The sequence below is a fragment of the Rhodococcoides corynebacterioides NBRC 14404 genome (genome assembly GCF_001894765.1).
Classification (GTDB): Bacteria; Actinomycetota; Actinomycetes; order Mycobacteriales; family Mycobacteriaceae; genus Rhodococcoides; species Rhodococcoides corynebacterioides.
The window spans coordinates 92757-116926 of sequence record NZ_BCWV01000001.1; the positions used below are offsets into that span (position 1 = coordinate 92757).

The 24170-nt window shown below is 70.8% G+C and carries 17 protein-coding genes; 7 read left to right on the forward strand and 10 right to left on the reverse strand.

Annotated features, from left to right (window positions below):
• Window positions 1-28: 28 nt before the first annotated feature.
• Window positions 29-1192: a globin domain-containing protein gene (locus RC2_RS00460; RefSeq protein WP_068149195.1), complete on the reverse strand. Its 1164-nt coding sequence runs from the start codon at window positions 1190-1192 to the stop codon at window positions 29-31.
• A gap of 195 nt (window positions 1193-1387) precedes the next feature.
• Between RC2_RS00460 and clpB the strand changes: the two genes are divergently transcribed.
• Window positions 1388-3934, forward strand: coding sequence for an ATP-dependent chaperone ClpB (gene clpB, locus RC2_RS00465; protein WP_068149194.1), 2547 nt, complete (start codon window positions 1388-1390; stop codon window positions 3932-3934).
• A 35-nt stretch (window positions 3935-3969) separates the two neighbouring features.
• Here clpB and RC2_RS00470 read toward each other — a convergent pair whose 3' ends face one another.
• Both RC2_RS00470 and RC2_RS00475 read right to left on the reverse strand, forming a co-directional pair.
• Entirely contained in the window at window positions 3970-5703 is a 1734-nt protein-coding gene (locus RC2_RS00470; RefSeq protein ID WP_072680881.1) for an EAL domain-containing protein, read from the reverse strand.
• A 59-nt stretch (window positions 5704-5762) separates the two neighbouring features.
• Complete coding sequence (locus RC2_RS00475) at window positions 5763-7175, reverse strand: amino acid permease (protein WP_068149191.1); 1413 nt, start codon at window positions 7173-7175, stop codon at window positions 5763-5765.
• A gap of 142 nt (window positions 7176-7317) precedes the next feature.
• Here RC2_RS00475 and RC2_RS00480 point away from each other — a divergent pair, with 142 nt between their 5' ends.
• A complete protein-coding gene (locus RC2_RS00480) occupies window positions 7318-8127 on the forward strand; it encodes a DUF3824 domain-containing protein (RefSeq protein WP_068149189.1) in 810 nt (269 codons plus the stop codon).
• Between the two features lie 90 nt (window positions 8128-8217).
• Here the strand turns inward: RC2_RS00480 and RC2_RS00485 are convergent, their stop codons facing one another.
• Window positions 8218-13686 (reverse strand): ATP-binding protein, encoded by a 5469-nt coding sequence (locus tag RC2_RS00485; protein ID WP_068149186.1) that lies wholly within the window; start codon window positions 13684-13686, stop codon window positions 8218-8220.
• 262 nt (window positions 13687-13948) lie between these two features.
• Between RC2_RS00485 and RC2_RS00490 the strand changes: the two genes are divergently transcribed.
• The 4 genes from RC2_RS00490 to pyrE all read left to right on the forward strand — a co-directional run bounded on the left by RC2_RS00490 (window position 13949) and on the right by pyrE (window position 16667).
• Window positions 13949-14593 carry a TtfA family protein gene (locus RC2_RS00490; RefSeq protein ID WP_068149184.1) on the forward strand — a complete coding sequence of 215 codons (645 nt, stop codon included), beginning with the start codon at window positions 13949-13951 and terminating at the stop codon, window positions 14591-14593.
• A gap of 27 nt (window positions 14594-14620) precedes the next feature.
• Window positions 14621-15415: an SDR family NAD(P)-dependent oxidoreductase gene (locus RC2_RS00495; protein ID WP_068149182.1), complete on the forward strand. Its 795-nt coding sequence runs from the start codon at window positions 14621-14623 to the stop codon at window positions 15413-15415.
• 93 nt (window positions 15416-15508) lie between these two features.
• Window positions 15509-16105 carry a hypothetical protein gene (locus tag RC2_RS00500; RefSeq protein ID WP_169818390.1) on the forward strand — a complete coding sequence of 199 codons (597 nt, stop codon included), beginning with the start codon at window positions 15509-15511 and terminating at the stop codon, window positions 16103-16105.
• Between the two features lie 19 nt (window positions 16106-16124).
• On the forward strand, window positions 16125-16667 hold the full coding sequence (pyrE, locus tag RC2_RS00505) for an orotate phosphoribosyltransferase (protein WP_068149176.1): 543 nt from the start codon (window positions 16125-16127) through the stop codon (window positions 16665-16667).
• Window positions 16668-16675: 8 nt separating this feature from the next.
• Here the strand turns inward: pyrE and RC2_RS00510 are convergent, their stop codons facing one another.
• Both RC2_RS00510 and RC2_RS00515 read right to left on the reverse strand, forming a co-directional pair.
• Window positions 16676-18055: a sensor histidine kinase gene (locus tag RC2_RS00510; RefSeq protein WP_068149173.1), complete on the reverse strand. Its 1380-nt coding sequence runs from the start codon at window positions 18053-18055 to the stop codon at window positions 16676-16678.
• Window positions 18052-18753 carry a response regulator transcription factor gene (locus RC2_RS00515; RefSeq protein WP_072680883.1) on the reverse strand — a complete coding sequence of 234 codons (702 nt, stop codon included), beginning with the start codon at window positions 18751-18753 and terminating at the stop codon, window positions 18052-18054. The genes RC2_RS00510 and RC2_RS00515 overlap by 4 nt, the downstream gene beginning before the upstream one ends.
• A gap of 135 nt (window positions 18754-18888) precedes the next feature.
• Between RC2_RS00515 and RC2_RS19030 the strand changes: the two genes are divergently transcribed.
• Window positions 18889-19338, forward strand: a complete 450-nt coding sequence (locus tag RC2_RS19030; RefSeq protein WP_176579664.1) for a hypothetical protein — start codon at window positions 18889-18891, stop codon at window positions 19336-19338.
• Window positions 19339-19609: 271 nt separating this feature from the next.
• On the opposite strand, the gene thiD is transcribed toward RC2_RS19030, so the two are convergent.
• The 4 genes from thiD to RC2_RS00535 all read right to left on the reverse strand — a co-directional run bounded on the left by thiD (window position 19610) and on the right by RC2_RS00535 (window position 24146).
• Window positions 19610-20401 carry a bifunctional hydroxymethylpyrimidine kinase/phosphomethylpyrimidine kinase gene (gene thiD / locus RC2_RS00520; RefSeq protein ID WP_068147338.1) on the reverse strand — a complete coding sequence of 264 codons (792 nt, stop codon included), beginning with the start codon at window positions 20399-20401 and terminating at the stop codon, window positions 19610-19612.
• 46 nt (window positions 20402-20447) lie between these two features.
• Window positions 20448-21044, reverse strand: coding sequence for a class F sortase (locus tag RC2_RS00525; RefSeq protein WP_068147341.1), 597 nt, complete (start codon window positions 21042-21044; stop codon window positions 20448-20450).
• Window positions 21045-22505: a hypothetical protein gene (locus RC2_RS18360; protein ID WP_068147344.1), complete on the reverse strand. Its 1461-nt coding sequence runs from the start codon at window positions 22503-22505 to the stop codon at window positions 21045-21047.
• Between the two features lie 405 nt (window positions 22506-22910).
• Window positions 22911-24146 carry an MFS transporter gene (locus RC2_RS00535; protein WP_068147347.1) on the reverse strand — a complete coding sequence of 412 codons (1236 nt, stop codon included), beginning with the start codon at window positions 24144-24146 and terminating at the stop codon, window positions 22911-22913.
• Between the last annotated feature and the right edge of the window lie 24 nt (window positions 24147-24170).

A 24170-nucleotide genomic window follows, 5' to 3' on the forward strand; every position in this document is an offset into this window, starting at 1 on the left:
ACCGGTGCCGACCGGTGTGCGGGGCCGGCTAGTACCCCAGCGGATCGTGCTGGACGTTCGTCATCGGCGTGCCGGCCTTGCGCAGTGCGTAGAGGGTGCTGCGCACCATCGACGGTGACCCGCACACCTGGATCTGCCGGTCGGCCCACGACCCGAAGCGGGTGACCACGGGTCCCACCTTGCCCACGAGCATGCGGTGGACGCCGACGGGCAGGTCGCGGCCGGTCGGCGGACGCCACCAGGGTTCCTCGGTGTTCTCGACCACGGGCACGACGGTGAGCCACGGATTGGTGCGCGCCAGCGCCAGCAGGGTGTCCAGGTCGTAGAGGTCGCTGGGGTGGGCGCCGCCGACGAAGAGGTGGACCCGCGGCGGACTGCTCTGCATCGCGAGCGCCATCAGCTGGGCGCGGAGTGGGGCGATGCCCGTGCCGCTCGCGATCATGAGCACGTCCTCCGCGCCCGGTGACGTGTCGACGCGCAGGCCGCCGAGCGGTGGCCCGAGCAGCCAGCGATCGCCCACCGTCGTCTCCGTGACCGCGGCCGGACTGACCCAACCGGCGGAGACCCGCCGGACGTGGAACTCGATGCCGCGATACGTGTTCGGGGCGATGGCGGGCGAGAAGTACCGCCACAGCCGAGGGCGCTGGGGAATCTGCACGCTCAGGTACTGGCCGGCCTCGAAGGGGATGTCGCCGTCGGTCTCGAGGCGCACGATCGCGAGGTCGTCGAGCACACGGTGATGTTCGACGACCGTCGCGCTCCAGTACGGGGGCAGCTCCTCCGAGTCGGCTCCCACGGCCATCGCGTTGCACACGGCCGACACCACGCGTCGCCACGCGGCGTCGATCTCGGGAGTCCAGGTGTCGGCGTTCTCGCGCACGGCGGCGGTGAGGGAGTTCGACGCGGCCAGGAAGTGCGCCCCGGTCAGTCCGTGTTTGCGGTGGTCGCGGCCGAGCTGGTGGAGGAAGGGGACGAACGCCCCGTCCTCGACGTGGTCGACGACGTGGGCGATCGCCCGCATCAGTCGGTGTCGTTGCTGATCCATGCCGGCAGGGAAGAAGGCCCGGAAGTCGGGGTACTCGGCGAACAGCCGCGCGTAGAAGGTCCGGGCGACGGCGTCGCGTCGGTACTCGTCGTCGAGGACGCACGACAGCCCGCCACGCACGGCCGCGAGCGCGCGGGCGTCGAGCATGGAGCAACCCCCCGACGGTGGCCGGATGTGACGGATGTGGCGAACCACGATGCTATCGGGCGTCGGACTCGCGGGCCACCACGTGCGCGGATGCACCGGTCTGCGCGTCAGGGCGGCAGGAAAGTTGAGTGGAATGGACTCAGGTGCGGTAGTGTTGCATCCGTCGACGGAACACGACACGAAGGAAGGTGACCGGTGGACTCGTTCACTCCCACCACCAAGACCCAGGCGGCACTCACCGCTGCCCTGCAGTCGGCCTCCGCAGCGGGCAACCCGGACATCCGACCGGCTCACCTGCTCGTGGCCCTGCTCGACCAGACGGACGGCATCGCCGGTCCGTTGTTGAAGGCCGTCGGGGTCGATCCCGGCGTCGTGCGCAAGGAAGCACAGAAATTGGTCGATCGCCTGCCGACCGCCACCGGCTCCACCACGCAGCCGCAGCTCGGCCGCGAGGCGCTCGCGGCGATCACCGCGGCGCAGCACCTCGCCACCGAACTCGACGACGAGTACGTCTCCACCGAACACCTCGTGGTCGGCCTGTCGAGCGCGGAGTCCGACGTCGCCCGGATGCTGCGGAACCAGGGCGCGACCGAGGAGGCGCTGCGGGACGCGTTCACGGCGGTCCGCGGCAGCGCCCGCGTGACGAGTCCCGATCCCGAGGGCACGTACCAGGCGCTCGAGAAGTACTCGACCGACCTCACCGAGGCCGCCCGCAGCGGCAAACTCGATCCGGTCATCGGGCGCGACACCGAGATTCGCCGCGTCGTGCAGGTGCTCAGCCGTCGGACCAAGAACAACCCGGTCCTCATCGGTGAGCCGGGTGTCGGCAAGACGGCCATCGTCGAGGGCCTCGCTCAGCGGATCGTCGCCGGCGACGTGCCGGAGAGTTTGCGCGGCAAGACCGTGGTCTCGCTGGATCTCGGATCCATGGTCGCGGGCGCGAAGTATCGCGGCGAGTTCGAGGAACGGCTCAAGGCCGTGCTCGACGACATCAAGAATTCCGCCGGTCAGGTGATCACGTTCATCGACGAGCTGCACACCATCGTCGGCGCGGGCGCCACCGGGGAGTCCGCGATGGACGCGGGCAACATGATCAAGCCCATGCTGGCCCGCGGCGAGTTGCGACTGGTCGGTGCGACCACGCTCGACGAGTACCGCAAGTACATCGAGAAGGACGCCGCCCTGGAGCGCCGATTCCAGCAGGTGGTGGTCGGGGAGCCGTCCGTCGAGGACGCCGTCGGCATCCTGCGCGGACTCAAGGAGCGGTACGAGGTGCACCACGGCGTGCGCATCACCGACTCCGCCCTGGTCGCGGCGGCCACGCTGTCCGACCGATACATCACCTCGCGTTTCCTGCCGGACAAGGCGATCGACCTGGTCGACGAGGCCGCGTCCCGTCTCCGCATGGAGATCGACTCGCGGCCGGTGGAGATCGACGAGATCGAGCGCGTCGTTCGACGCCTCGAGATCGAGGAGATGGCGCTCGCCAAGGAGACCGACGACGCGTCCCGGTCGCGGCTCGAGAAGCTGCGGTCCGAGTTGGCCGACAGCAAGGAGAAGCTGGCCGAGCTCAGCACGCGGTGGCAGAACGAGAAGAACGCCATCGACTCGGTGCGCGACCTCAAGGAGCAGCTCGAGGCGCTGCGCGGCGAGTCCGAGCGCGCCGAACGCGACGGCGACCTCGGCCGGGCCGCCGAGCTGCGGTACGGCCGCATCCCGGTGCTCGAGAAGGAGCTCGCGGAGAAGACCGCCGAGAGCGCCCCGCAGGGGGACGTCATGCTCAAGGAGGAGGTCGGACCCGACGACGTCGCCGACGTCGTGGCGTCGTGGACCGGCATCCCCGCGGGACGCATGCTCGAGGGCGAGACAGCGAAGCTGTTGCGCATGGAGGAGGAGCTCGGCCGCCGAGTCGTCGGACAGGACGAGGCGGTGCAGGCGGTGTCCGACGCGGTGCGTCGGGCGCGGGCCGGCGTGGCCGACCCCAACCGGCCGACGGGATCGTTCCTCTTCCTCGGCCCCACCGGCGTCGGCAAGACGGAGTTGGCGAAGTCGCTCGCGCACTTCCTGTTCGACGACGAGCGGGCGATGATCCGCATCGACATGAGTGAGTACAGCGAGAAGCATTCGGTGGCTCGCCTGGTCGGTGCGCCTCCCGGCTACGTCGGATACGACGCGGGTGGTCAGCTCACCGAGGCCGTGCGGCGTCGGCCGTACACCGTGGTCCTGTTCGACGAGGTGGAGAAGGCCCATCCCGACGTCTTCGACATCCTGCTGGCGGTGCTCGACGAGGGTCGACTCACCGACGGTCAGGGTCGCACGGTGGACTTCCGCAACACCCTGCTGATCCTCACCTCCAACCTGGGGGCCGGCGGCGACCGTGACCACGTCATGGCCGCGGTGCGGGCGGCGTTCAAGCCGGAGTTCGTCAACCGCCTCGACGACGTCGTGATCTTCGACCCGCTGTCGGAGGAACAGCTGCAGTCCATCGTCGACATCCAGCTCGACCAGTTGCAGCACCGCCTGGCGGCGCGGCGGCTCGAGCTCGACGTGTCGCCGTCGGCGCGGTTCTGGCTGGCGGTGCGCGGCTACGACCCGCAGTACGGTGCACGCCCGCTGCGTCGACTTATCCAGCAGTCCATCGGCGACCAGCTGGCCAAGGCGTTGTTGGCCGGCCGGATCACCGACGGGGACACGGTGCACGTGAACGTCGACACCGATGCCGACTCGTTGGTGGTGTCGTGACGCTCGGCCGGTAGACCGGATGCCGCCGTCGTCGCTCAGCGAAGTGACGGCGGCGGTGCAGGTCGGCCCAGCAGGTAGCCCTGCACCATGTCGGCGCCGACTTCTGCGGCGACGGCCAGCTCCGCCTCGGTCTCGACGCCCTCGAACACCGACCGCGCCCCGATCTCCCTCGTGAAGGTGGTGATGGACACCGCCGCCGCGCGTCGCATGGGGTCACGGTCGACCCCGCGGACGATCGAGGCGTCCAGCTTGACCACCGCCGGTTCCAACTCGACCAGCTGACGCAGGCCGGAGTATCCGGATCCGACGTCGTCCACCGAGATCAGTACCCCCGCCGCGCGCAGAGCCGCGATCGCGGCCCGCACGGACGCGTAGTCCTCGATGCGATCGTGCTCGGTGATCTCGAGGATCAGCCGTCGCACCGGGAGATGGGCGGTCAGCGCCGCCGCCAACTCGCTGGAGACGAGCGTGGCCGACGAGGCGTTCACCGACAGGAAGGCGTCGGCCGGCAACGCGGTCGAGTCGCGGAGGGCGTTGGTGATCGCGGCCATCTCCAGTTGCACCCGCAGGCCGACCGTCTCGGCGTCGGCGAACCACGTCACCGGCGATCCGCTGCCGGCGGGAAAGCGTGACAGCGCCTCGTAGCCGACGATCGCGAGATCCTTCGTGGCGCAGATGGGTTGGAAGACGATGCGCGGGCCACCGTCGGCCACCAGCGTCGACACGGCGCGGTGGACGTCGCCGTCGAATCGGGACGGCGTCGTCCGCTGCATCGCCGCCTGCGCCCGCGACAGACCGCGGTGCAGCAGGGTGCCGGGATCCTCGGCCGCGGAGAAGGGCTCGACGACCGATCCGACGCGGACCCCGGCGGGTGCGCTGCGCAGCGGCGTCGTCGTCACCGTCGCTGCGACGTGCTGAACGGCGGACTCGGCGCGATCCTCGGGCACCGGAAAGACCGAGAGAAGGTGGTCGGAGTCGAGGCGCGAGATCAGGGCGTCGTCGGGTGACGACGCCGTGAGCCGCTCGGCCAACTCCACCACGACGTCGTCGACGACGGCGTGTCCGTAGCGTTCCTCGAGGTCGGACAGGGCGACGATCTCCGTCGTCACGACGCCCAACGCCCGTCCGGGCGGGACCGCGCGGGCGAGGGCGGTGACCCGGTTGTAGATCCCACGCCGGGTGAGCAGGCCGGTCACCGGGTCGCGCTGCGACTCGTCCACCTGTCGCCGCAGGAACGCCACGTAGTACCGCATCACGAACGGGGCGGCGAAGAGCGCCGCCACCGAGAGGAGATGGGTCACGACCATCCATCTGTCGACGGCCGACGTCAGGGCACCCGCCGCGAAGGTCGTCAGCACGGCGGCCGAGACCGCCACCTGGATCAGCAGGATGCGCGGCGAGGTGAACGCCGACGCGTACAGCGAGATCAGCACCAGCGCCGAGCACGACGGGATCGCGGCGAACGGCGAGGAATACACCGCGAGCACCGACACCACGCCCACCGTGGCGTAGGCGACGAAGGCCGTCTCGAACCACGGCGGCCGGCGGCCGGCGATCCAGAACGCGGCCACCGGGACCGTGGTCGCGGAGGCGACGATCACCACGACGTTCCCACCCGGCCGCAGTGCGTCCGCCGGGAGCAGGGTCAGGCCGGACGCACCGACCAGGAGGGTCACCAGGGAGATGATCAGTCGCGACCGCTCGGCGGGCTTCGGTGTCATCACCAGGAACGACAGAACCGGATCGGGGCTGATCCGTTGACTGATCACGTCGGACTCGCTTCGGGTGGCCTGACCTCGACGCGGGCTGCGCAGGTGGTGCGACGAAACTACCGCGCCGCCGTCGTTTCGCCGCTCTTGTCGACGGCCGCGGACGAGGTTCCGTGCCGTTGCCGGAGAACACCCGCCGCGACCGTGGCGGCGGCCAGAATGCCGGAGAACAGGATGGCCGTTCGCTGATCCGGAAGGACCGCCATCATCACCAGGACCACCACGATGAATCCCATCGCGAGATACGTCAGCCACGGGTACAGCCACATGCGGACCGGCGGCCGACGTCCCTCGCTGTCGAGGGTGCGGCGCAACACCAACTGGCTGGCCGCGATGGTGAGGTAGACGAACAGCGCGACCGCCCCGGTGGTGGCGAGCAGGTAGCCGAAGAGCTTCTCCGGCAACACGTAATTGCCCACCACGGCAACGAAACCCAACGCCGTCGACGCCAACACCGAGACGTAGGGCACGCCGCGGCCGGACACCCTGCGGACCACCGCGGGGGCGTCGCCGCGCTCGGACAGCGAGAACAGCATGCGGCTGGCGGTGTAGAGGGCCGAGTTCAGGCACGAGGCGACGGCGGTGAGGATGACGACGTCCATGATGCGATCCGCATGCGGAATGTTCATGGCGCCCAACACGTACTGGTACGAGCCGGTGCTCGCGTCGAGTTCCTGCGACGGCACCAACGCGACGACGACGAAGATCGACCCCAGGTAGAAGATCATGATCCGCCAGATCACGGAATTGACGGCGCGCGTGATGCCCTTCTTCGGATCCGGGGACTCCGCCGCGGCGATGGTGACGATCTCGGTGCCCATGAACGAGAACATCGTCGTCAGCATCGCCGCGATCACGGCGCCGAAGCCGAACGGCATGAAACCGCCGTTGTCCCACAGATTGGACACGCCACTGACGCTGCTGCCCGGCAGCAGACCCAGGATCGCGAGGACGCCCAGCGCGATGAACGCGACGATCGCCACCACCTTGATCAGCGCGAACCAGAACTCGAACTCGCCGTAGTTGCCGACGCTGAGCAGATTGGTCACGGTCAACGCCAGCGTGATCGCCAGAGCCCAGATCCACTGCTCGCCGCCGAGCCACGAGTTCAGGATCAACGCCCCCGCCGTCGCCTCCACCGGAATGACCAGCACCCAGAACCACCAGTACAGCCAGCCGACCGAGAACCCGGCCCAGTGACCCAACGCGCGGTGCGCGTAGGTGGAGAACGAGCCGGTGTCGGGATTGGCCGTCGCCATTTCCCCGAGCATGCGCATCACGAGGACGACGAGGATTCCGGCGAAGAGGTAGGACAGCAGGACCGCGGGCCCGGCGAGGTTGATGGCCGTCGCGGAACCGACGAACAGTCCCGCGCCGATCACCCCCGCGATCGAGATCATCGTGACGTGACGGGGCTTCAGCGAGGTCCCGAGCGATCCGGCGTGGGGATCGAGGCTCCGGTCCGTGGACATGGCACTCCTGGTGAGAGGTGAGAATCCGAGTCGATCACACCGGCCCCGGCCGTGGCGACACGGTCGGCGAAGTCGTCCCATTTGCCCCGATTCCCGTCCGGGCACGTGGTTGTCGGGCCGTCGGCTCCCTACCCTCGTTCCTATGAGCAGCACATCCGACGGCCGCGACGGACGCGAGGGACGGGGCGATCAGCCCACCGAGTACCTCGGTCACACCTCCGACCCGACCCGGGCGTACGGGTCGCAGGGAACGGGCCGGGCCTGGGGCGAGACCGGCTACCGACCCACCGAGGCCCTGCCCGCAGGGCAGTACCCACCCGATCCTTATGCGACGGGCCAGTACCCGCCGGATCCCTACGCGACGGGGCAGTACCCGTCCGGCCAGTACCCGCCGGATCCCTACGCGACAGGGCAGTACCCGCCCGGGGGCGATCGGTACGGCGAAGCGCCGCCGCTCGACGGCCCCGGTGGGGGCGGTCGAGGACCGAACAAGGGACTGATCGTCGGCGTCGTCGCCGCCCTCGTCATCGCCCTGGTCGGACTGGGCGCCTGGCTGCTCTACGACTCGCAGTCGTCGTCGACCACCGCCGCACCCGCCATCACGCCGCGGTCCACGGCGCCGGCCACCACGACCACGCCGCCGCCGAGCACCACACCGGAGACGACGCCGTCGTTGCCGGGGCTGGACCAGATTCCCGGCGGTGTGGGGGAGGCGCTCGGAACGCAGGGGGCGACGGTCGGTCGGATCGTCTCCAACGACGGGACCACGCTGGTCCTCGAGGCCATCGGGGGATCGACGGTGACCGTCACGACGACGCCGCAGACGCGGGTGCTCGCCCTCGGGGCCGGATCGGTGGCCGATCTGCGGACCGGGACGTCCGTGGTGGTGCAGGGCTCCCCGCTCGAGAACGGCACCATCACCGCGGAGGTCATCGTCAGCGGCGGGTTCTGACCGCTCTGCCGACCTGCTCCGACGGCGCGCAGCGCCTCCCGATCTGCTCCGAGGGCGCTGCGCACCGGGACGGGCGGGGTCGGGCCGGGATCAGCTCCGGGCCATCCCCCGCTCGATCGCGGCGACGATCTGCGGACGGAGTTCGGCGGCGGCCACGATGTGGTGGACCGACCCGACCTCGCGGGCACGCTCGATGTTGTGCACCGCCTCGAACTCCGCGGCCACCTCACCCAGCTTCTGCGACCGCACGGCGGTGCGGGTCGCGGACAGCTCCACCTGCAGTCGCGCCCGCTCCGCGTCGTCCTCGGCGTCGTTCATCCGCGTCTCGAGATCGCGCACCGACGGGTCGCCGGCGGTCCGCTTGTTGACGTCGCGGGTGAACACCACGGCCGCGGCCGGGGCGCCGCCCAGCACCGAGGCGAAGGAGCCCTCGACCGCGAGCACCTCCATGTTCTCGTTGAGCGCTCCGGAGAACACCACGAACGCACCGCCGTGGTAGCGCGAGACGACGCAGAAGACGATCGGGCCGTCGAAGTTGACGATGGCGCGGCCGATCTCGGCGCCGTACTCGAGCTGCAGGTTGCGCAGGGATTCCGGTGACCCGTCGAAGCCGGAGAGGTTGGCCAGCACCACCAGCGGACGGTTGCCGCTGGCCGCGTTGATCGCTCGCGCCGTCTTCTTCGACGAGCGCGGGAAGAGCGTTCCCGACGTCCACTGATCCGGTCCGTCCGTCGGGAACCACCCCTTGCGGGCGATGGCGCGGGACTCGATGCCGATGACCGTCACCGGGTAGCCGGCGAGGTGGGCGTCGAAGACGACGGAGGTGTCGGCGTCGGCCATGTCGGCCCACCGCTCGAGCACCGCGTGGTCCTGGTCGACGACCGAGCGCATCACCGTGCGGATGTCGAAGGGCTTCTTGCGCTCCGGGTTCCGTTCGGCGGAGAAGATGTCGCCGACGGTCTCGAAGTCGCTCGACGGGTGCACGTGCGGGTACGTCCGCACGTCGCGGTCGACGGGATCGGAGGTGGCGGCACGACGCGGGAAGCGTTCTCCCGGTGCGCGATACGCGTGCTCGTAGTGGGCGAAGAGCACGTCGCACGCGGCGCCGAGGTTCGGGGCCCAGTACTGCGCCTGGCCGTTCGGCCCCATGACGCGGTCGTAACCACCGATGCCGAAGTTGTCCTCGGCGGAGACGCCACCGGAGTAGTCGAGCGACTGCTTGCCGGTCAGCACCATCGCGCTCTCCGGCGTCATCACCAGAATGCCCTTGGTGTGCATGAGCATCGTGGCCTCGGCGTTCCAGTACGGCTGGGCACCGACGTTGATCCCCGCGACCACCACGTTGATCTCGTGGCCGGCCTGGGTGAACGTGATGATGCGGCGCAGGGCGCGCGAGACCCAGTCCATGTTCTCGGTGCCCGAGTCCATCGAGATGGTGGCACCGGAGGACAGCGCGAACCATTCGACGGGGACGTCCATCTCCTCGGCGAGGTCGATGGCGGCGACGACGCGGGCGCACTCGGCCTCCGCGACGGTGCCGAGGGCCTTGGTCGGGTCGCCGAACAGCGCGACGCGGGTCATGCCCTCGGGGTACAGCGCGGTCGGCGTGGAGATCAGGCCGACGATGATGCCCGCCGTGTTCTGCCCGTACGGCCGGGCGATGGGCTGCAGAGCACCGGTCTCGTCGAGGTCGTACTCGGTGAACGATCCGTCGCGCTTGGTGAGCACGGGGATCAACTCGTACGGGTAGACGGTGCCGCGGGCCTGGGACCGCTGCACGTTCTGGGTGTAGGTGTCCAGCGGGCGCATCGGCTCGGTGGGCGGCTCGGTGATGCGGGTGACGACGCCGGTGCCGGGGCGGTAGGAGAACCGCAGTGCCTGGCGGGTGGGCTCGGCGCCGGGACGCACCGACACTCGCGCCATCATGGTGATCTCCTCGAGTCCGGCCGCGACCGTCAGCGGCGCGAGATGCCGTGCGACGGTGCGCAACTTCTCGAGCGGCAGGTTCAGCACCGGCCAGACGTAGAGCACCACGCGGTTGTGGTCGAGACGGCGATTGCCGCGACGGGACTGCGCCCGCCGGATGCCGTCGAGGCACGCGGACAGCGTGCGCTCGATCGCCGGCACCGACACCACGTTGCCCGCGTCGTCGAACTGCACCGTGGCGTCGCGGATCTCGGCGAGCGCGATGAGGCGCTCGTCCTTCGGGTTGTCCTTGGCGACGACGTCGAAGAGGAACGTGCCCGGCGTCGACGGGATGCGGACGCCGTCGAAGTTCTTCAGGCGCCACAGATCCAGACGCTGTCCGGTGAGCGGGTGCAGATCGCGCAGCGAGGAGTCCTCGGCCAGCGCGGAGCGGTCCGCGGTGGGACGGAAGGTGACCTGGTGCGTGATGCCGGTGCCGCGACCGAAGACGGTGACGGTGACCCGGCGCCATCCGGTGACCGCGGTGTGCGCGCCCAGGGCGGTCTGCAGGTCGGCCGCGAGGGCGTCGCCGTCCTCCGGGGCGTCGGCCCACGACAGGTACAGGTCGACGGCGAGGTTCTGCGGCTCGGGTCCGGCGGTGACCGCGACGGCGTCGAGCGTGTCGACGAGTCCGGCGCGATCGGTCATCGTGGCGAGCAGGGAGACCTTGCCGCCGACGAGCGTGAACGTGCCCGAGACGTAGTGCCGCCCTTCACGATCGAACGCCTTGACGTCCTCGAAGTCACGGATCTCGTAGTACTGCCGGGTGATGACCTCGAGCAGCGCGCCCGGATCCGAGACCCGCTGGGACAGCAGCTCCACCAGCGGTTCCTCGGTGGCCACCAGGGCGTCGATGCGCTCCTGGTGATCGTCCGCGTCGGGACGCTCGGCGAGGTACTGCAGCGAGCCCCGCACACCGTCGTACACCTGCTCACGGGCCTTGCGGATCTGCGGCTCGTCGAACAGCTGGAAGCGCAGGTTCCGGGCGACGTCGCCGATCACGGGGTAGCGCACCTGGGTGGCGACGACCAGCCGGTCCAGCACCTCGGCCACGTCCCGCGTGGCGTCCGGCGCGACGGACGGATCGGTGATCCAGCGGTCGAGCAGGGCGGCGATGACCGGGACCTGGTTCTCGATGCGCTGCTGGGCGAGGAAGAGCCGGTAGACGGCTTCCTCGAGGTCGCGCCCGCGTTCGAGATCGGTCTTGTCGTAGTGGCGCAGCGCGCGAGTCAGCTTGTCGCGGAACGAGTCCGGCAGCGCGTGCACGTCGGGATCGAGCGAGCCGAGGAAGGCGTGGAAGTGCTCGCGCGGGCTGTGCACGCGCTCGTCGGTGCCTTCCTCGTCCATCGTCGGCCGGTTGCGCGTCAGCTCGCAGACGTCGGCGAACGTGGTCAGCAGGTCGAGCTCGGCCCGCACCAGATCGGCGTCGCGTCGCGGCAGGGCGCCGCGCAGCGCGTCGTACTCGCCGAGCACGGCGTGGGCCCGCGCGGCGGAGACGTCGAAGCCGCCGATCAGCGCGCGCACCTCGTCGAGCAGGGCCAGAGCCGCGGCGCGGTCGTCGCGGTCGACGTCGCTGCACGGGGTACGGAACTCCACCCGCGCGGTCGTGGACGCCGCGGCCTGCTCGCCGACGGGCTCGACCCGCAGCAGCGCCGCACCGTTGTCCACCTGAGCGTTGACCGTGGCCAGCACCTCGGTGACCCGACCGGCCGTCGTCGCGCGGACGGCGGTCTCCATCTTCATGGCCTCGAGCACCACCAGCGTGGCGCCTGCCTCGACCTCGTCGCCCACGGCGACCGGGACGGCGACGACCACGGCGGGCGCGGGAGCGCGGACCAGGCCGGCCTCGTCCTGCGTGATCTGGTGGCTGACACCGTCGACCTCGACGAGGTAACCGGCCGGGCCGGGCACCGTGACCAGCGAGTACCGCGTGCCGTCGACCTCGGCGCGACGCTCGAACTCGCCGAGCCGCTCGACATCGATGGTGAGGTCCTGGCCGTCGACCTCGGCGAGGTAGCGGTGCGGACCGATCTGGCCGACGGTGACGCGGTAGCCCTGGCCCTGGTAGTTCAGCTCGACCGTGCGGCCGATGTCGTGGCTCGCGCGGGGGCGTCCACCGCGGGCGGAGAGCAGGAACTTGGCGCGCTCGCGGGCCTCGTCGGCGTCGTACGCGTCGACGGCCGCCGCGACCAGTGCGATGTCGGCGACGCGGGTCGGCCCGTCGGCCGTGCCGGCGCCGGTGCGGTCCAGCCAGCCGGTGTCGGCGGTGGCCTCGATCAGTTCCTCACGGTCGAGGAGATCGAGCAGGAAGGACTTGGTGGTGGTGCCGCCGTCGATGACGACGGTGGTCTCGCGCAGAGCCGTCCGCAGGCGGGCGAGAGCCTCGCTGCGATCGCGTCCCCAGGCGATGACCTTGGCGACCATGGAGTCGTAATCCGGTGGGATGACGTCGTTCTGGGCGATTCCGGTGTCGACGCGCAGGCCGGAGCCGAGCGGGAACTTCAGCAGCTGCACGCTGCCCGGGGCCGGAGCGAAGCCGTTGTCGGCGTCCTCGGCGTTCAGGCGAGCCTCCACCGCGTGGCCGAACTCGCCCGGGCACTCGCCCTCGAGCTGCTCGCCGCGGGCGGTGCGGATCTGCAGTTTCACCAGGTCGATACCCGTGGTGACCTCGGTGATGGGGTGCTCGACCTGCAGGCGCGTGTTGACCTCGAGGAACGTGAAGATCTTCTGTTCCGGCTGGTAGAGGTACTCGACCGTGCCGGCGCCGTGGTAGCCCGCCGCGCGGACCAGATCGGCGGAGACGGACCGGAGGTGATCGGCCTGCTCGGCGGTGAGGACGGCCGAGCTGGACTCCTCGATGACCTTCTGGTTGCGACGCTGGATCGAGCAGTCGCGGACACCCGGCGCCCACACGTTGCCGTGCTGGTCGGCGATCACCTGCACCTCGACGTGGCGGGCCTCGGTGACCAGCCGCTCGAGGAAGACCACCGGGTCGCCGAAGGAGCGCTCGGCTTCGCCCTGGGTGCGCTCGAGCGCCAGCTCGAGCTCGTCCTCCGCGTAGACCTTGCGGATACCGCGACCGCCACCACCGCTGCGCGCCTTGATGATCAGCGGATAGCCGATCGCCGCCGCGTGACGACGCGCGTCGGCACGCGTCTCGACGGGACCACCACTCCACGGCGCGACGGGGACGCCCACCTTCTCGGCGAGGATCTTCGCCTCGACCTTGTCGCCGAGCAGACGCATCGCCTCGGCCGTCGGGCCGATGAAGGTGATGCCGAGTCGGTCGCACACCTCGCGGAAGGCGGGGTCCTCGGCGACGAAGCCCCAGCCGACCCACACCGCGTCGGCGCGCGCCTCGACGAGGGCGCGCTCGAGCTCGGCGTGGTCGAGATAGGGGTTGCCGGGGCCGGACTTGCGGAGAGTGACCGCCTCGTCCGCCTGGCGCACGAACATCGCCCGACGCTCGGCATCGGTGTGCAGCGCGATCACCGTGAGGGGGTGCTCCGGCGCGTCGGCGTTCAGTTCGCGTACGGCTCGGATGAGGCGCACTGCGGCCTCGCCTCGGTTGACAACTGCAATACGTGTGAACATGCGCTCCGCCGGGTGTCAGGGGATGGGTCTCGGTGTGGTCTGGCCGACGCTCTCTCGATGTGGTCTCGTCGACTCTCGCGGACCAGTGTGACGGCCTCGAACCGTACTGGCGAGTACAACCAACGACCCCGCCGGGAGGTCATGATCGGTCACTGACCTCGAAGAATGCGTTACCGGCGGGTATACCGGCGGGTAGAGAACGCCCGTGCCACCAGCGCCCGGCGGGACGGGGGAGTGCCGCCCGGGCGTTAGACTGCGGGCGATGACAGCTGTGTGGTTCGGCCTCGCTCTGATCGCGCTCGCGGGTGCGATCGCGCTGCTGTACATCGACCACGCCCGCCGCGGGCAGCTCGGTCGAGTGCGGCAGATGTGGGCCAAGGCGCAGGGCTACCGCTACACCCCGGCCGATCGTGCACTGCCCGGACGGTTCTCCCGCGCGGCTCTCGCGAACCAGGAATTCCTCACCGCCGTCGACGTCGTCGAGGGGGTGCGTCGGGGCGAGAAGTTCCTGCTGTTCGACCTCGAGGACACGGTCACGGTGGTGGCGGTGCGCCGCGAGGTGGGGTCCGACGTCGACCTCGATCTGCGCTCGCGCACCGATCCGCCGCCCAAGGACGCCGACCTCGCGCTGCTCGGCGCGCTCGGTCCCCGCATCGTCTTCGCGACGGATCTGGACGTCGCGCGTCGGGTGTGCGATCGCCGGATGGCGGCGTTCACGGAGTCGGTCCCGAGCGCGGTGCAGTTGCTCTGGAGCGAGGGCGAATGGACCCTCGGGACCCTGCCGCTGCAGAGCTCCGGACGCGACTGGGACGCGGCGATCGACACCGTCACTCGGTTGTCCGGGCTCCTGCACGTCCTGCCGCCCCGTCGGGTGATCTCCGACAGCCGTTCCGCCGCCGACGAGTGAGCAACCTCACCGATTAGGGTCGTGCACATGACGCGTCCCTCTCGGTCCGGAAAGCCCGTCGCCCTCGTCACCGGCCCCACGTCGGGCATCGGTGACGGATTCGCCCGCCGCTTCGCCGCTCGGGGCCACGATCTGGTGCTCGTCGCCCGCGACGAGCACCGGTTGCACGCCCTCGCCGCGGAGTTGAAGGACCGGCACGGCGCCGAGTCCGAAGTGCTGGTGGCCGACCTCGCCACCGCCGACGGCCGGGACGCGACCGTCGACCGCGCCGCCGCCGGCGTCGACGTCCTCGTCAACAACGCCGGTTTCGGGACCTCCGGCGAATTCTGGAGCGCCGACCCCGCACTGCTGCAGTCGCAGCTCGACGTCAACGTCACCGCCGTCGTGCAGCTCACGCGCGCTGCGCTGCCGTCGATGGTGGCGGCGGCGTCGGGAACCGTCGTGAACGTCGCCAGCGTGGCGGGACTGCTCTCGGGGCGTGGCTCGACCTACTCGGCGTCCAAGGCGTACGTCGTGTCCCTCACCGAGGGGTTGGCCGGGGGCCTCGCGGGAACCGGGGTGCGCATCCAGGCGCTGTGCCCCGGCTTCGTTCGTACGGAGTTCCACCAGCGTGCGGGTATCGAGATGTCGTCGATTCCGTCGTTCATGTATCTGACGGTGGACCAGGTGGTCGACGCCTCGCTCGCCGACCTCGACAAGGGTCGGGTGCTCAGTGTGCCCGGGCTGCAGTACAAGGCGCTGACCTCCGCGTCCCGGCTGATCCCACGGTCGTTGGCACGGCGGGCGGCGTCCGGCGTGGGCAGTGCGCGGGGGCGGACGTAGGTCGACGGGGTGGTTCCCGGCGTGTCTCGGTAGATCTCACTGAGTCTCGACCTCAGGTCGACGGTTGGGGTTCGGCCGGTTTATGTTCGTCGTGTGACTTCTGTGGCTCCTGTGGTGTTGACGGTGGTGGCGACGACGCTGGTCGTGACGCTCGCCTGGTTGGTGGCCGTGGTGCGTCGTGCGCGCCGCACGGTGGACACGGTGGTGGCCGGCCTCCACCTGCTCGAGGTGGCGCTCGACCACCGCCGCCTGCTGGTCCCCGAGCTCGCCCGCGCCGCCGTCGGGGCCGAACTGGACCGCGACGCGATCAATCAGGCCGTCGGAGCCCGGTCCTGGTCCGCGATCGTGCGAGAACGGCGCGCGGACCTCGGCGACCGCGCCGCCGCCGAGAACGCCCTGTCGGCCGCGGTGCACCACCTGGTGTGTGCGGGCCGGGAATCGGGCCGCGTGCGGTGGGACTTCACCGCCGCCGTCACCGAACTCGATCACCTGGAGCGGCGAGTGGCCGGCGCCGTGCGCGTCTACAACACGCATGCAGCGGCCCTGGCCGGTCTGGTGCGCTCGCCGCTCACCGGCCCGGTGGTGCGGACTCTCGGCATCGGCGCGCCCGAACTGTTCGTCGAGACGGCCTCGGCTCCGGTCGTCGCCCCCGGCGTCACCGATGTCCCCGCTCCGGCGCTGGCCGCCTGAGTCGGTAGATTGACCGCTCGTGACCCACGATTCCGCCGACCGTGCCGAACTGGCTCGACTGGTCCGTGACCTGGCCGTCGTGCACGGCGAGGTGACGCTCTCCTCCGGCAAGAAGGCCGACTACTACGTCGACCTGCGCCGCGCGACACTGCACAATCGAGCAGGCGCTCTCATCGGCGTGCTCATGCGAGAGTTGGTGTCCGACTGGGACTTCGCGTCCGTCGGTGGACTCACCATGGGTGCCGATCCGGTCGCACTCGCCGTCATGCACGCCCCCGGACGGCCGATCGACGCCTTCGTCGTGCGCAAGGCGGCCAAGGCGCACGGCATGCAGCGGCAGATCGAGGGGCCGAACGTCGTCGGCACGCGGGTGCTGGTGGTCGAGGACACCACCACCACCGGCAACTCGCCGCTGACCGCCGTCCGCGCGTTGCGGGATGCCGGCGCCGAGGTGGTCGGCGTGGCCACCGTGGTCGACCGCGACACCGGCGCCGACGCCGTCATCGCCGCCGAGGGACTCGAGTACCGCTCCCTGCTCGGCCTCGGAGACCTGGGTCTGTAGCCGACCGACTATCGGTCCCCGACCGGGAGGGTGACGACGAACGCCGACCCGTCGTAGCGCACGTCGCCGCCGTGGGCGCGCGCGAATCGCCGCGCGATGGTCAGCCCCAGCCCCGACCCCGCCGTCGATCGCGCACTCTCGAGGCGAACCAGCCGATCGAAGATGCGCTCCCGGTCCGCCTCGCCGAGCGGGGGGCCGTCGTCGTGCACGCGGATGCGGGCGTCGGGTCCGTCACGGTCGACCGTGATCGTCACTGGCCCGTCGGGCGGCCCGTAGCGGACCGCATTGTCGGTGAGGTTGGCCAGGATTCGCGCGACGCGGGGGGCGTCGACCATCGCGGTCGTGGGCTGCCCGGTGACGACCACCGTCGTCCCCGGTCGCCCGATCCGGACCCGCTCGGCGTCCGCGCGGGCGATCTCGAGCAGATCGTGCGGGCGCCGGTCCAAGGTCACCTCGTCCGCCGACCGGGCGACCGTCAACAGGTCGTCGATCAACGCGGACGCCCGACGAGATTCCCGAATCATCGCGGTCAGCAGACGTTCTCGTGTCTCGCGGTCCGCGTCGGACGCGCGGAGCAGCGTCTCGGCTGCGGCCGACATCCCCGCCACCGGCGTGCGGAGATCGTGCGCCGCGTCGTCGACGAATCGTCGGGTGCGCTCGGCTTCGGCACGCTCGCGGGCCTCCGCCCCCTCGAGCTCGTCGAGCATCTCGTCGAACGCCAGCGCGGTTTCGCCGAGCTCGGTGTCCGTCCGGGTGGGGGAGAGCCGCTCACCGCGACGACCGCGGGTGATCGATCGGGCGAGAGAGGTCATGCCGCGCAACGGTTTCAACGATGCGCCCACCACCACCGTCAGGAGGGCGGCCGCGACCAGCGCCGCCACCGTGACGAGGGGGATCAGGACCACCAGGAGCTGCCGCTGCACCGCGGCGATGCCCGACGCGTCGACGGCGACGGTGAGGACCGACCCGTCCGACAGCGTCGTCGTCGACACGCGCGTGGCGACCGTCCGCGGCACGTCGTCACCCGGCGGCGGCGGACCCGGCGGACCGCCGTTCGGTGGCCGCAGGGCGGGCGGCGGCGTCGTCGCCCGGAGCGTGAGGTCGCCCACGACGCGACCGTCGGTGGTGACCAGCTGTGCGGCGACGTTCTCGCCCTGGGTCGCCGAGACGATCTCCGCCGCGTCGGCGCCGTTGTCCAGGAGGCGCTGCGCGGTCTGCGCCCGTCCGGCGAGGCTGTCCCCTGCCGACGCCTCGAGCTGGTGACGCAGCAGGAGCGTTGCCGCCGCGGCGATTCCGACGAGCAGTGCGAGCACCACCGCCATCACCGACAGGACGAGTCGGCGGCGCAGGGACGGGGTGCGCAGGCCGGTCGTGTCGGGTCCGGTCATGTCGGGTCCGATCGTGTCGGGTCCGCACTGAGGACGTAGCCGATGCCGCGGCGCGTGTGCAGGATGCGACCGCCGTGTTCCTCGAGCTTGCGTCGGAGAGCGCTGACGTGGACCTCGACGAGGTTCTCGTCGTATGCGTCGTAGCCCCATACCTGCGTGAGAATCTGGGTCTTGCTGACCGTGCGCCCTCGTTGAGAGATCAGGTACGACAACAGCTTCCACTCCGTCGCCGTCAGGTCCAGGGTGTGGCCCGCCCGCGTCGCGTCACCGGATTCGGTGTCCACCACCAGGTCCCCGCACTCGAGCGTCGTGGCCACCGCGTCGTAGCGGCGCAGAACCGAGGAGACCCGCGCGAGAAGTTCGGCCATGGCGAAGGGCTTGACCACGTAGTCGTCCGCACCGGCCGTCAGCCCGGCGACTCGGTCGTCCACCGTGTCCCGTGCGGTCAGCAGGATCACCGCGACGTCCCGCCGCGAGCGCGCCACCCGGAGCAGCTCGACCCCGCTCCGGCCCGGCAGCATCACGTCGAGCACCAGCAGGTGCGGCGTGAACTCCGTGAGGTGCCGCTCCAGGTCCGCGCCGTCCGCCGCCGCGAGCACCCGCGCCCCGGTGCTCTCGAGGGCCGTGGCCACGGACAGGCGCAGGGCGTCGTTGTCCTCGACCACCAGGATGCGGGGAGCGGGGCGCGGTTCGGTCACTCCACCAGTGTGCGGGTGCGCTCCTGAAGCCTCGCTGAAGACCGTGCCGATTTCAGGGCCGCTTCAGGTTCACCGCCGATCGTCGGTTCTCGACAGCGGCGCCCGTCCGGGTGCCCGATCGAGAAGGAGAAGCGTGTGAAGTTGTCACTGCGTTCCCGCCGTGTCGTCGTGGGTGCCGCCCTCGCGGGGGGCCTCGCCCTCGGAGTGACCGGCACCGCCCTGGCCGACGGACCCGGCCAGGCGCCGCCCGCCCCCACCACGACCGAGCAAGCCCCGAGCACCGATCAGGCGCCGAGCACGGACCAGCCCACACCCCAGTCCGGGGAGCACCCCGCTCCGCCCGCTCCGCCCGCGCCGGGGCAGTGCGGACCCGGTGGGCCGGGTGGGCCCGGTGGGCCGGGTGGGCCGGGCAAGGGTCAGCCGCCCGCACCTCCGGAGGGTGCGCCGGCTCCGCCCGAGGGTGCGCCGACCCCGCCGGAGGGTGCTCCCACCCCGCCCGAGGGTGCTCCCACCCCGCCCGAGGGTGCTCCCACCCCGCCGGCACCGCCTGCACCGTCCGAGGGTGCCCCCACCCCGCCGGCCTGATCCGCGCTGCGCACGGAGCTAACGGACCCGCCGCCCCCGATCCGCGCGACTTTCAGGGATCCGCCGGAGCTGTAACCGACGCGGACCACTGGAACTCGCGCGGATCGGGTCGGGGTGGCGGATTGCGGCGCGCTGCGCATAGGTTCACCGGACTCGCCGCCCCCGATCCGCGTGACTTTCAGGGATCCGCCGGAGCTGCAACCAGCGCGGACCGCTGGAACTCGCGCGGATCGGGGTAAGGCCGGAGCGGGAAACCGCCCGAACCGAACCCCTACCCCTGCCACCCGACGGCGGTGAAGGGGGCGGCGGTGGTGACCCGGCCGACGATCCCGGCGTGGGCGAAGTCCTTGGCCACCCGCACGGCGTCGTACACCGACGATCCCTTGGCCAGCTCGGCCGTGATGGCGGCGGCGAAGATGCAGCCGGCGCCGGAGACTCGCTCCTCGCCGACCTTGGGCGCGCGGAAGACGTGCACGTCGCTGCCGTCCCAGAGCACGTCGACGGCCTCGTCGCCGGGGAGGCCGGCCCCACCCTTGACGACGACGTACTGCGGGCCGAGGTCTGCGATCCGTCGTGCTGCTTCGGCGAGGTCGTCGACGGTGGTGATGCTGTCCATGCCGGACAGGGTCTGCGCCTCGAAGAGGTTGGGGGTGACCACGGTGGCGCGGGGGAGGATGTCGGCACGCAGGGCGTTGTCGGTGTCGAGGGCGGCGCCTGGCTCCTGCCCCTTGCAGATGAGCACCGGGTCGACCACGACGTGCCGCCAGCTCTGCTTGCCCAGCGAATCGGCAACCACGTCAACGGTGTTCGGCGTCCCGAGCATGCCGATCTTCACGACGTCGAGTGCGTGCGCTGTGGTGGCCGCCTCGATCTGGTCGGCGATCACACCGCCGTCGACGGGTACGAAGCGGTGGCCCCAGTCGGCCTTCGGGTCGAACGAGACGATGCAGGTGATGGTGCCGACGCCGTAGACCCCGAGCCGCTCGAAGGTCTTCAGGTCCGCCTGCAGACCGGCCCCACCGGTCGCTTCGGATCCGGCGATGACGTAGGCGAGTGTCGGCATGAGGAACTCCTGGTCGTGGCTGAGGCGGACACTCCAGTATGCCCCCTCAGTCGACGACGGCCTGGGCCACCACCAGGTAGTTGTCGTCGGTGGGCCGACCGTCCCGCACGTCGCAGTTGGCCAGGACCAGCCGGCCGGGTACCTGGGCGCGAAGAGCGTTGTCGGACAACAGTGCTCCCTTGGCGACGGGCCCCACCGACTCGACGCGGTAGGTGTGCGTCCCCGCCGGGGTGGCCAGGAGGGCGAGATCCCCGGTCCGCACCACCCGCAAGGCGCGGAACGGCGCCTCGCTCTGCGAATAGTTGTGTCCCGCAACCACGACGGTCTCCGCCGAACCGGGCAGGCCGCTCTCGCCCCACCAGGCCGGCCTTTCGTCGACGGGGTTCAGCACCGCGTCGGCGTCACGGACGACGGGGTCGGGATGCAGCGGGGTGCTCAGGTACGTGGCACCGTCGGCGCCCCGCAGTTCCAGGTAGGTCGGGGGAGCCGGCTGCGTCGGTGGCGCCGCCGTCACCTGCGACGCCACCGGTGACCGGTCCGGTGGGGGAACGGAGCCGGACGACGTGTCGGGCTCCGCTGCGCCACAACCGACCAGCGCGACGAACGCGAGCGCCGCGACCGTCGCGCCGGCCGGTCGGTTCATCTACTGCGCCGAGCGACGACGACGCATCAGCAGCGTGCCACCGGCGGCTGCGGCACCGACGACCACGACGCCGGCGACGACGGCCGGAACGACGGACGAATCCGAGTCGGACGAGCCTGCCGCGGATGTCGAGGTTCCATCGCCGAGCGCGAGGCTGACGGCCGGAAGCTGTCCCGCCACAGCGGGATTACCGTCGGCATCGGTGGTGAAGTAGTCGACCGTGCGGAAGGTACGGCCGGCGTCGGATTCGGTGAAGACGCCGATGAGCTGGGTGCCCGTGGCGTCGACCGAGACGGTGTTCTCGTCCACGACGGTGACCGGCACGTTCTCGGTGGTCTCCTCACCGATCTCGACGGCTGTCTCGTTCTTCTCGCCGTTCTCCACGGCCTCGTCCTGCTCGGCCTTGGCGTCGTCGGCGTCCTTCTGCGCCTTGTCGGCGGCGGCCTTGGCGTCGGCCGCTTCCTTCTCGGCGGCGGCCTTCTCCTCGGCGCTCGCGGTGGCTTCGAGGGCCTTCGCGCGCTCCTCGGCGACGGTGGCGGCGATCTGCGCGGATGCGGCCTTCACCGCGGCGGAGACCACGGCGGCGACCTTGGCGCGAGCGGACTGCAGCGCCTCGGTGATCTTGGCGGTATCGAGGGTGGCGAGCGCGTCACCCACGGCGGCCGCGGCGTCCTGGACCTCCTTCACGGCTTCGTCGGCCTTCGTGCGGGCCTCCTCGGCTGCAGCGGCCTTGGCGTCGGCGTCGGCGCGGGCGGCCTCGGCGGCGGTGGGATCACCGGTGCCGGCCTCGGCGTCGGACTCCTTCTCGTCCGCGTCCTTCGCGGCGGCCTCGGCGGCGGCAGCGGCCTTGTCGGCCTCGTCCTTGGCGGCGGCGGCCTTCTCGTCGGCTGCCTTCTTGTCGGCTTCGGCCTGTGCGGCAAGCCCTTCGGCGACGATCGCTTCCTGCTCCGCGATGGACTTCGCTTCCTCGGTCTCCGCCTTCTCGACCTCGGCCTTCGCGTCGTCCGCCTTGGCCTCGGCGGCCGGGTCGGCGGCGTCACGCAGGGCGGCGACGGCCTCCTCGAACGCGGCGCGCGCCTTGGCCAGTGCCTCGGCGGCGGCCTTGGTGGCCTTTCCTGCGTTGTCGAGGGCAGCCTTCTGCTCGTCGGTGAGCTGCGGGCGGATGTCGATGGTGATGGTGGTGTTGCCGTCCTCGTCGACGACGACGGCACCCGTGACCGGCGGCGTCGGAGCGGCCTCGGTGGTGGTGGGCGTGGTGGTCTCGGCGGGCGCCTCGTCGGTCGGTGCCGGGGCCTCGTTCGAGGTGCTCTCCGGGACGGGAGCGACGGACGTCGTGGTGGTCTCCGATCCCGAAGGCTCCTGCGCTGCAGCGACACTGGGCGCGGCGAGAGCGATCGAGACGGCGAGAGCGCCGGCCGCGGCGAGGCGGCGACGCCGTGAGCGGAGTGTCGACTGCGACATGAAGTGGGTCCTCGGTTCTACGGGCACGGTGCGTGCGTGGTCCCCCGACCACGAGGAAACGTACCTTTCGGTCGGGGTGAACCTTTACCCGAGGATTACATTGTCACCGAATGGTTACCAAAGGGAACAAAGGGGCTGGTGGTGCGGATGTTGCATATCGGCACCGTGAATCCCGGCGTCGACCGGGGGATCCTGAACTCTGGGCCCCGGATTCCGGGGCTCGAACTTCACGATTCGACCGACCGGCGGCGCCCGCCTGTTCGACGGCACTCCGCCGCACCGTCTCGAGCCGCTCGAACTTCGGCAGTTTCCCAGCGGCGTGGCGCTCCACCGCTACCGCCTCGTCGCCTGAACGTGGAGTCCCGGCTCGGAACACCCGACGCCGAGACTCCACAGCGGGAACGGTCAGTCGCCCACCGTCACCGCCCGCGCCTCGTCGACGCTGTGCGGGGCGGGCTCGTGCTCGTCCACGTGGGCGAGGACGCGGCGGCCGGTGGACAGCACGCCGATCGCCAGGACGGTGCAGGCCGCGCCGATCCAGAACGGCAGGGACGCATGGCTTTCGCCGAGCTTGCCGGCCAGGTACGGGGCAGCGGCACCGCCGACGAAGCGGACGAAGCTGTAGGCCGCGGACGCGGTGGACCGCTCGACGGGCGCCGACACCATGACCGTCTCGGTGATGAGGGTGTTGTTGACGCCGAGGAAGAGTCCGGCGAGGACCACGCACACGATGAGGACCGGCTTGGACTCGGTGAACGCGGCCATGACGGCGAGGTCGGCGGCGAACAGTGCCAACGCGGCCATCATCATCGGCAGGGTGCCGAAGCGGCGCTGCAGTTGCGGGGCGAGAAAGACCGACGCCACGGCGAGGGCGAGCCCCCACCCGAAGAAGATGAACCCGACGGCGTAGGTGCCGAGGTCGAGCGGGAACGGCGTGTAGGCGAGCAGGGTGAAGAAGCCGTAGTTGTAGAGCAGCGCGGTGATGCCGACGGTCAGGAGTCCGCGGTGCCGCAGGGCGCGGAACGGATCGGCCAACGACGTGCGGTGGGCCGGTGCGGGCGTGTCGGGCAGCATGACCACGAGCAGTATTACCGCGACGGCCATGAGGACGGCGACGCCGAAGAACGGTCCGCGCCAGGAGATGCTGCCGAGCAGCCCGCCGACCAGCGGGCCGGTGGCGATGCCGATGCCGAGGGCTGCCTCGTACAGGATGATGGCCCGCGCGACGCCGCCGCTCGCGGCGCCGACGATGGCGGCGAGGGCGGTCGCGATGAACAGCGCATTGCCCAGGCCCCATCCGGCGCGGTAGCCGACGATCTGTCCGATGGTCGACGACGAGCCCGCCAGCGCGGCGAACACGATGATGATGGCGAGCCCGGCGATCAGCGTCCGCTTGGGCCCGAAGCGCGAGGACACGACGCCCGTGATCAGCATGGCGATGCCCGTGACCAGCATGTACGACGTGAAGAGCAGTGACACCTGGCTGGGCGTCGCGTCGAGCTGCTCGCCGATGGGCTTGAGGATCGGATCCACGAGACCGATGCCCATGAAGGCGATGACGCTGGCGAAGGCGACGGCCCAGACCGCCCGCGGCTGCTGCAGCAGGCTGCCCTGCTGCTCCTGATTCACCGATCCGTGCACGACGGCTTCCTCTCTCCTCGATCG

What these genes read in the sequence shown, in the direction of transcription:
- RC2_RS00460 (WP_068149195.1), bottom strand. Translation starts at nt 1,192, where the DNA reads ATGCTCGACGCCCGCGCGCTCGCGGCCGTGCGTGGCGGGCTGTCGTGC.
- RC2_RS00475 (WP_068149191.1), bottom strand. Translation starts at nt 7,175, where the DNA reads ATGTCCACGGACCGGAGCCTCGATCCCCACGCCGGATCGCTCGGGACC.
- RC2_RS00480 (WP_068149189.1), top strand. Translation starts at nt 7,318, where the DNA reads ATGAGCAGCACATCCGACGGCCGCGACGGACGCGAGGGACGGGGCGAT.
- RC2_RS00485 (WP_068149186.1), bottom strand. Translation starts at nt 13,686, where the DNA reads ATGTTCACACGTATTGCAGTTGTCAACCGAGGCGAGGCCGCAGTGCGC.
- RC2_RS00490 (WP_068149184.1), top strand. Translation starts at nt 13,949, where the DNA reads ATGACAGCTGTGTGGTTCGGCCTCGCTCTGATCGCGCTCGCGGGTGCG.
- RC2_RS00495 (WP_068149182.1), top strand. Translation starts at nt 14,621, where the DNA reads ATGACGCGTCCCTCTCGGTCCGGAAAGCCCGTCGCCCTCGTCACCGGC.
- RC2_RS00510 (WP_068149173.1), bottom strand. Translation starts at nt 18,055, where the DNA reads ATGACCGGACCCGACACGACCGGCCTGCGCACCCCGTCCCTGCGCCGC.
- thiD (WP_068147338.1), bottom strand. Translation starts at nt 20,401, where the DNA reads ATGCCGACACTCGCCTACGTCATCGCCGGATCCGAAGCGACCGGTGGG.
- RC2_RS00525 (WP_068147341.1), bottom strand. Translation starts at nt 21,044, where the DNA reads ATGAACCGACCGGCCGGCGCGACGGTCGCGGCGCTCGCGTTCGTCGCG.
- RC2_RS18360 (WP_068147344.1), bottom strand. Translation starts at nt 22,505, where the DNA reads ATGTCGCAGTCGACACTCCGCTCACGGCGTCGCCGCCTCGCCGCGGCC.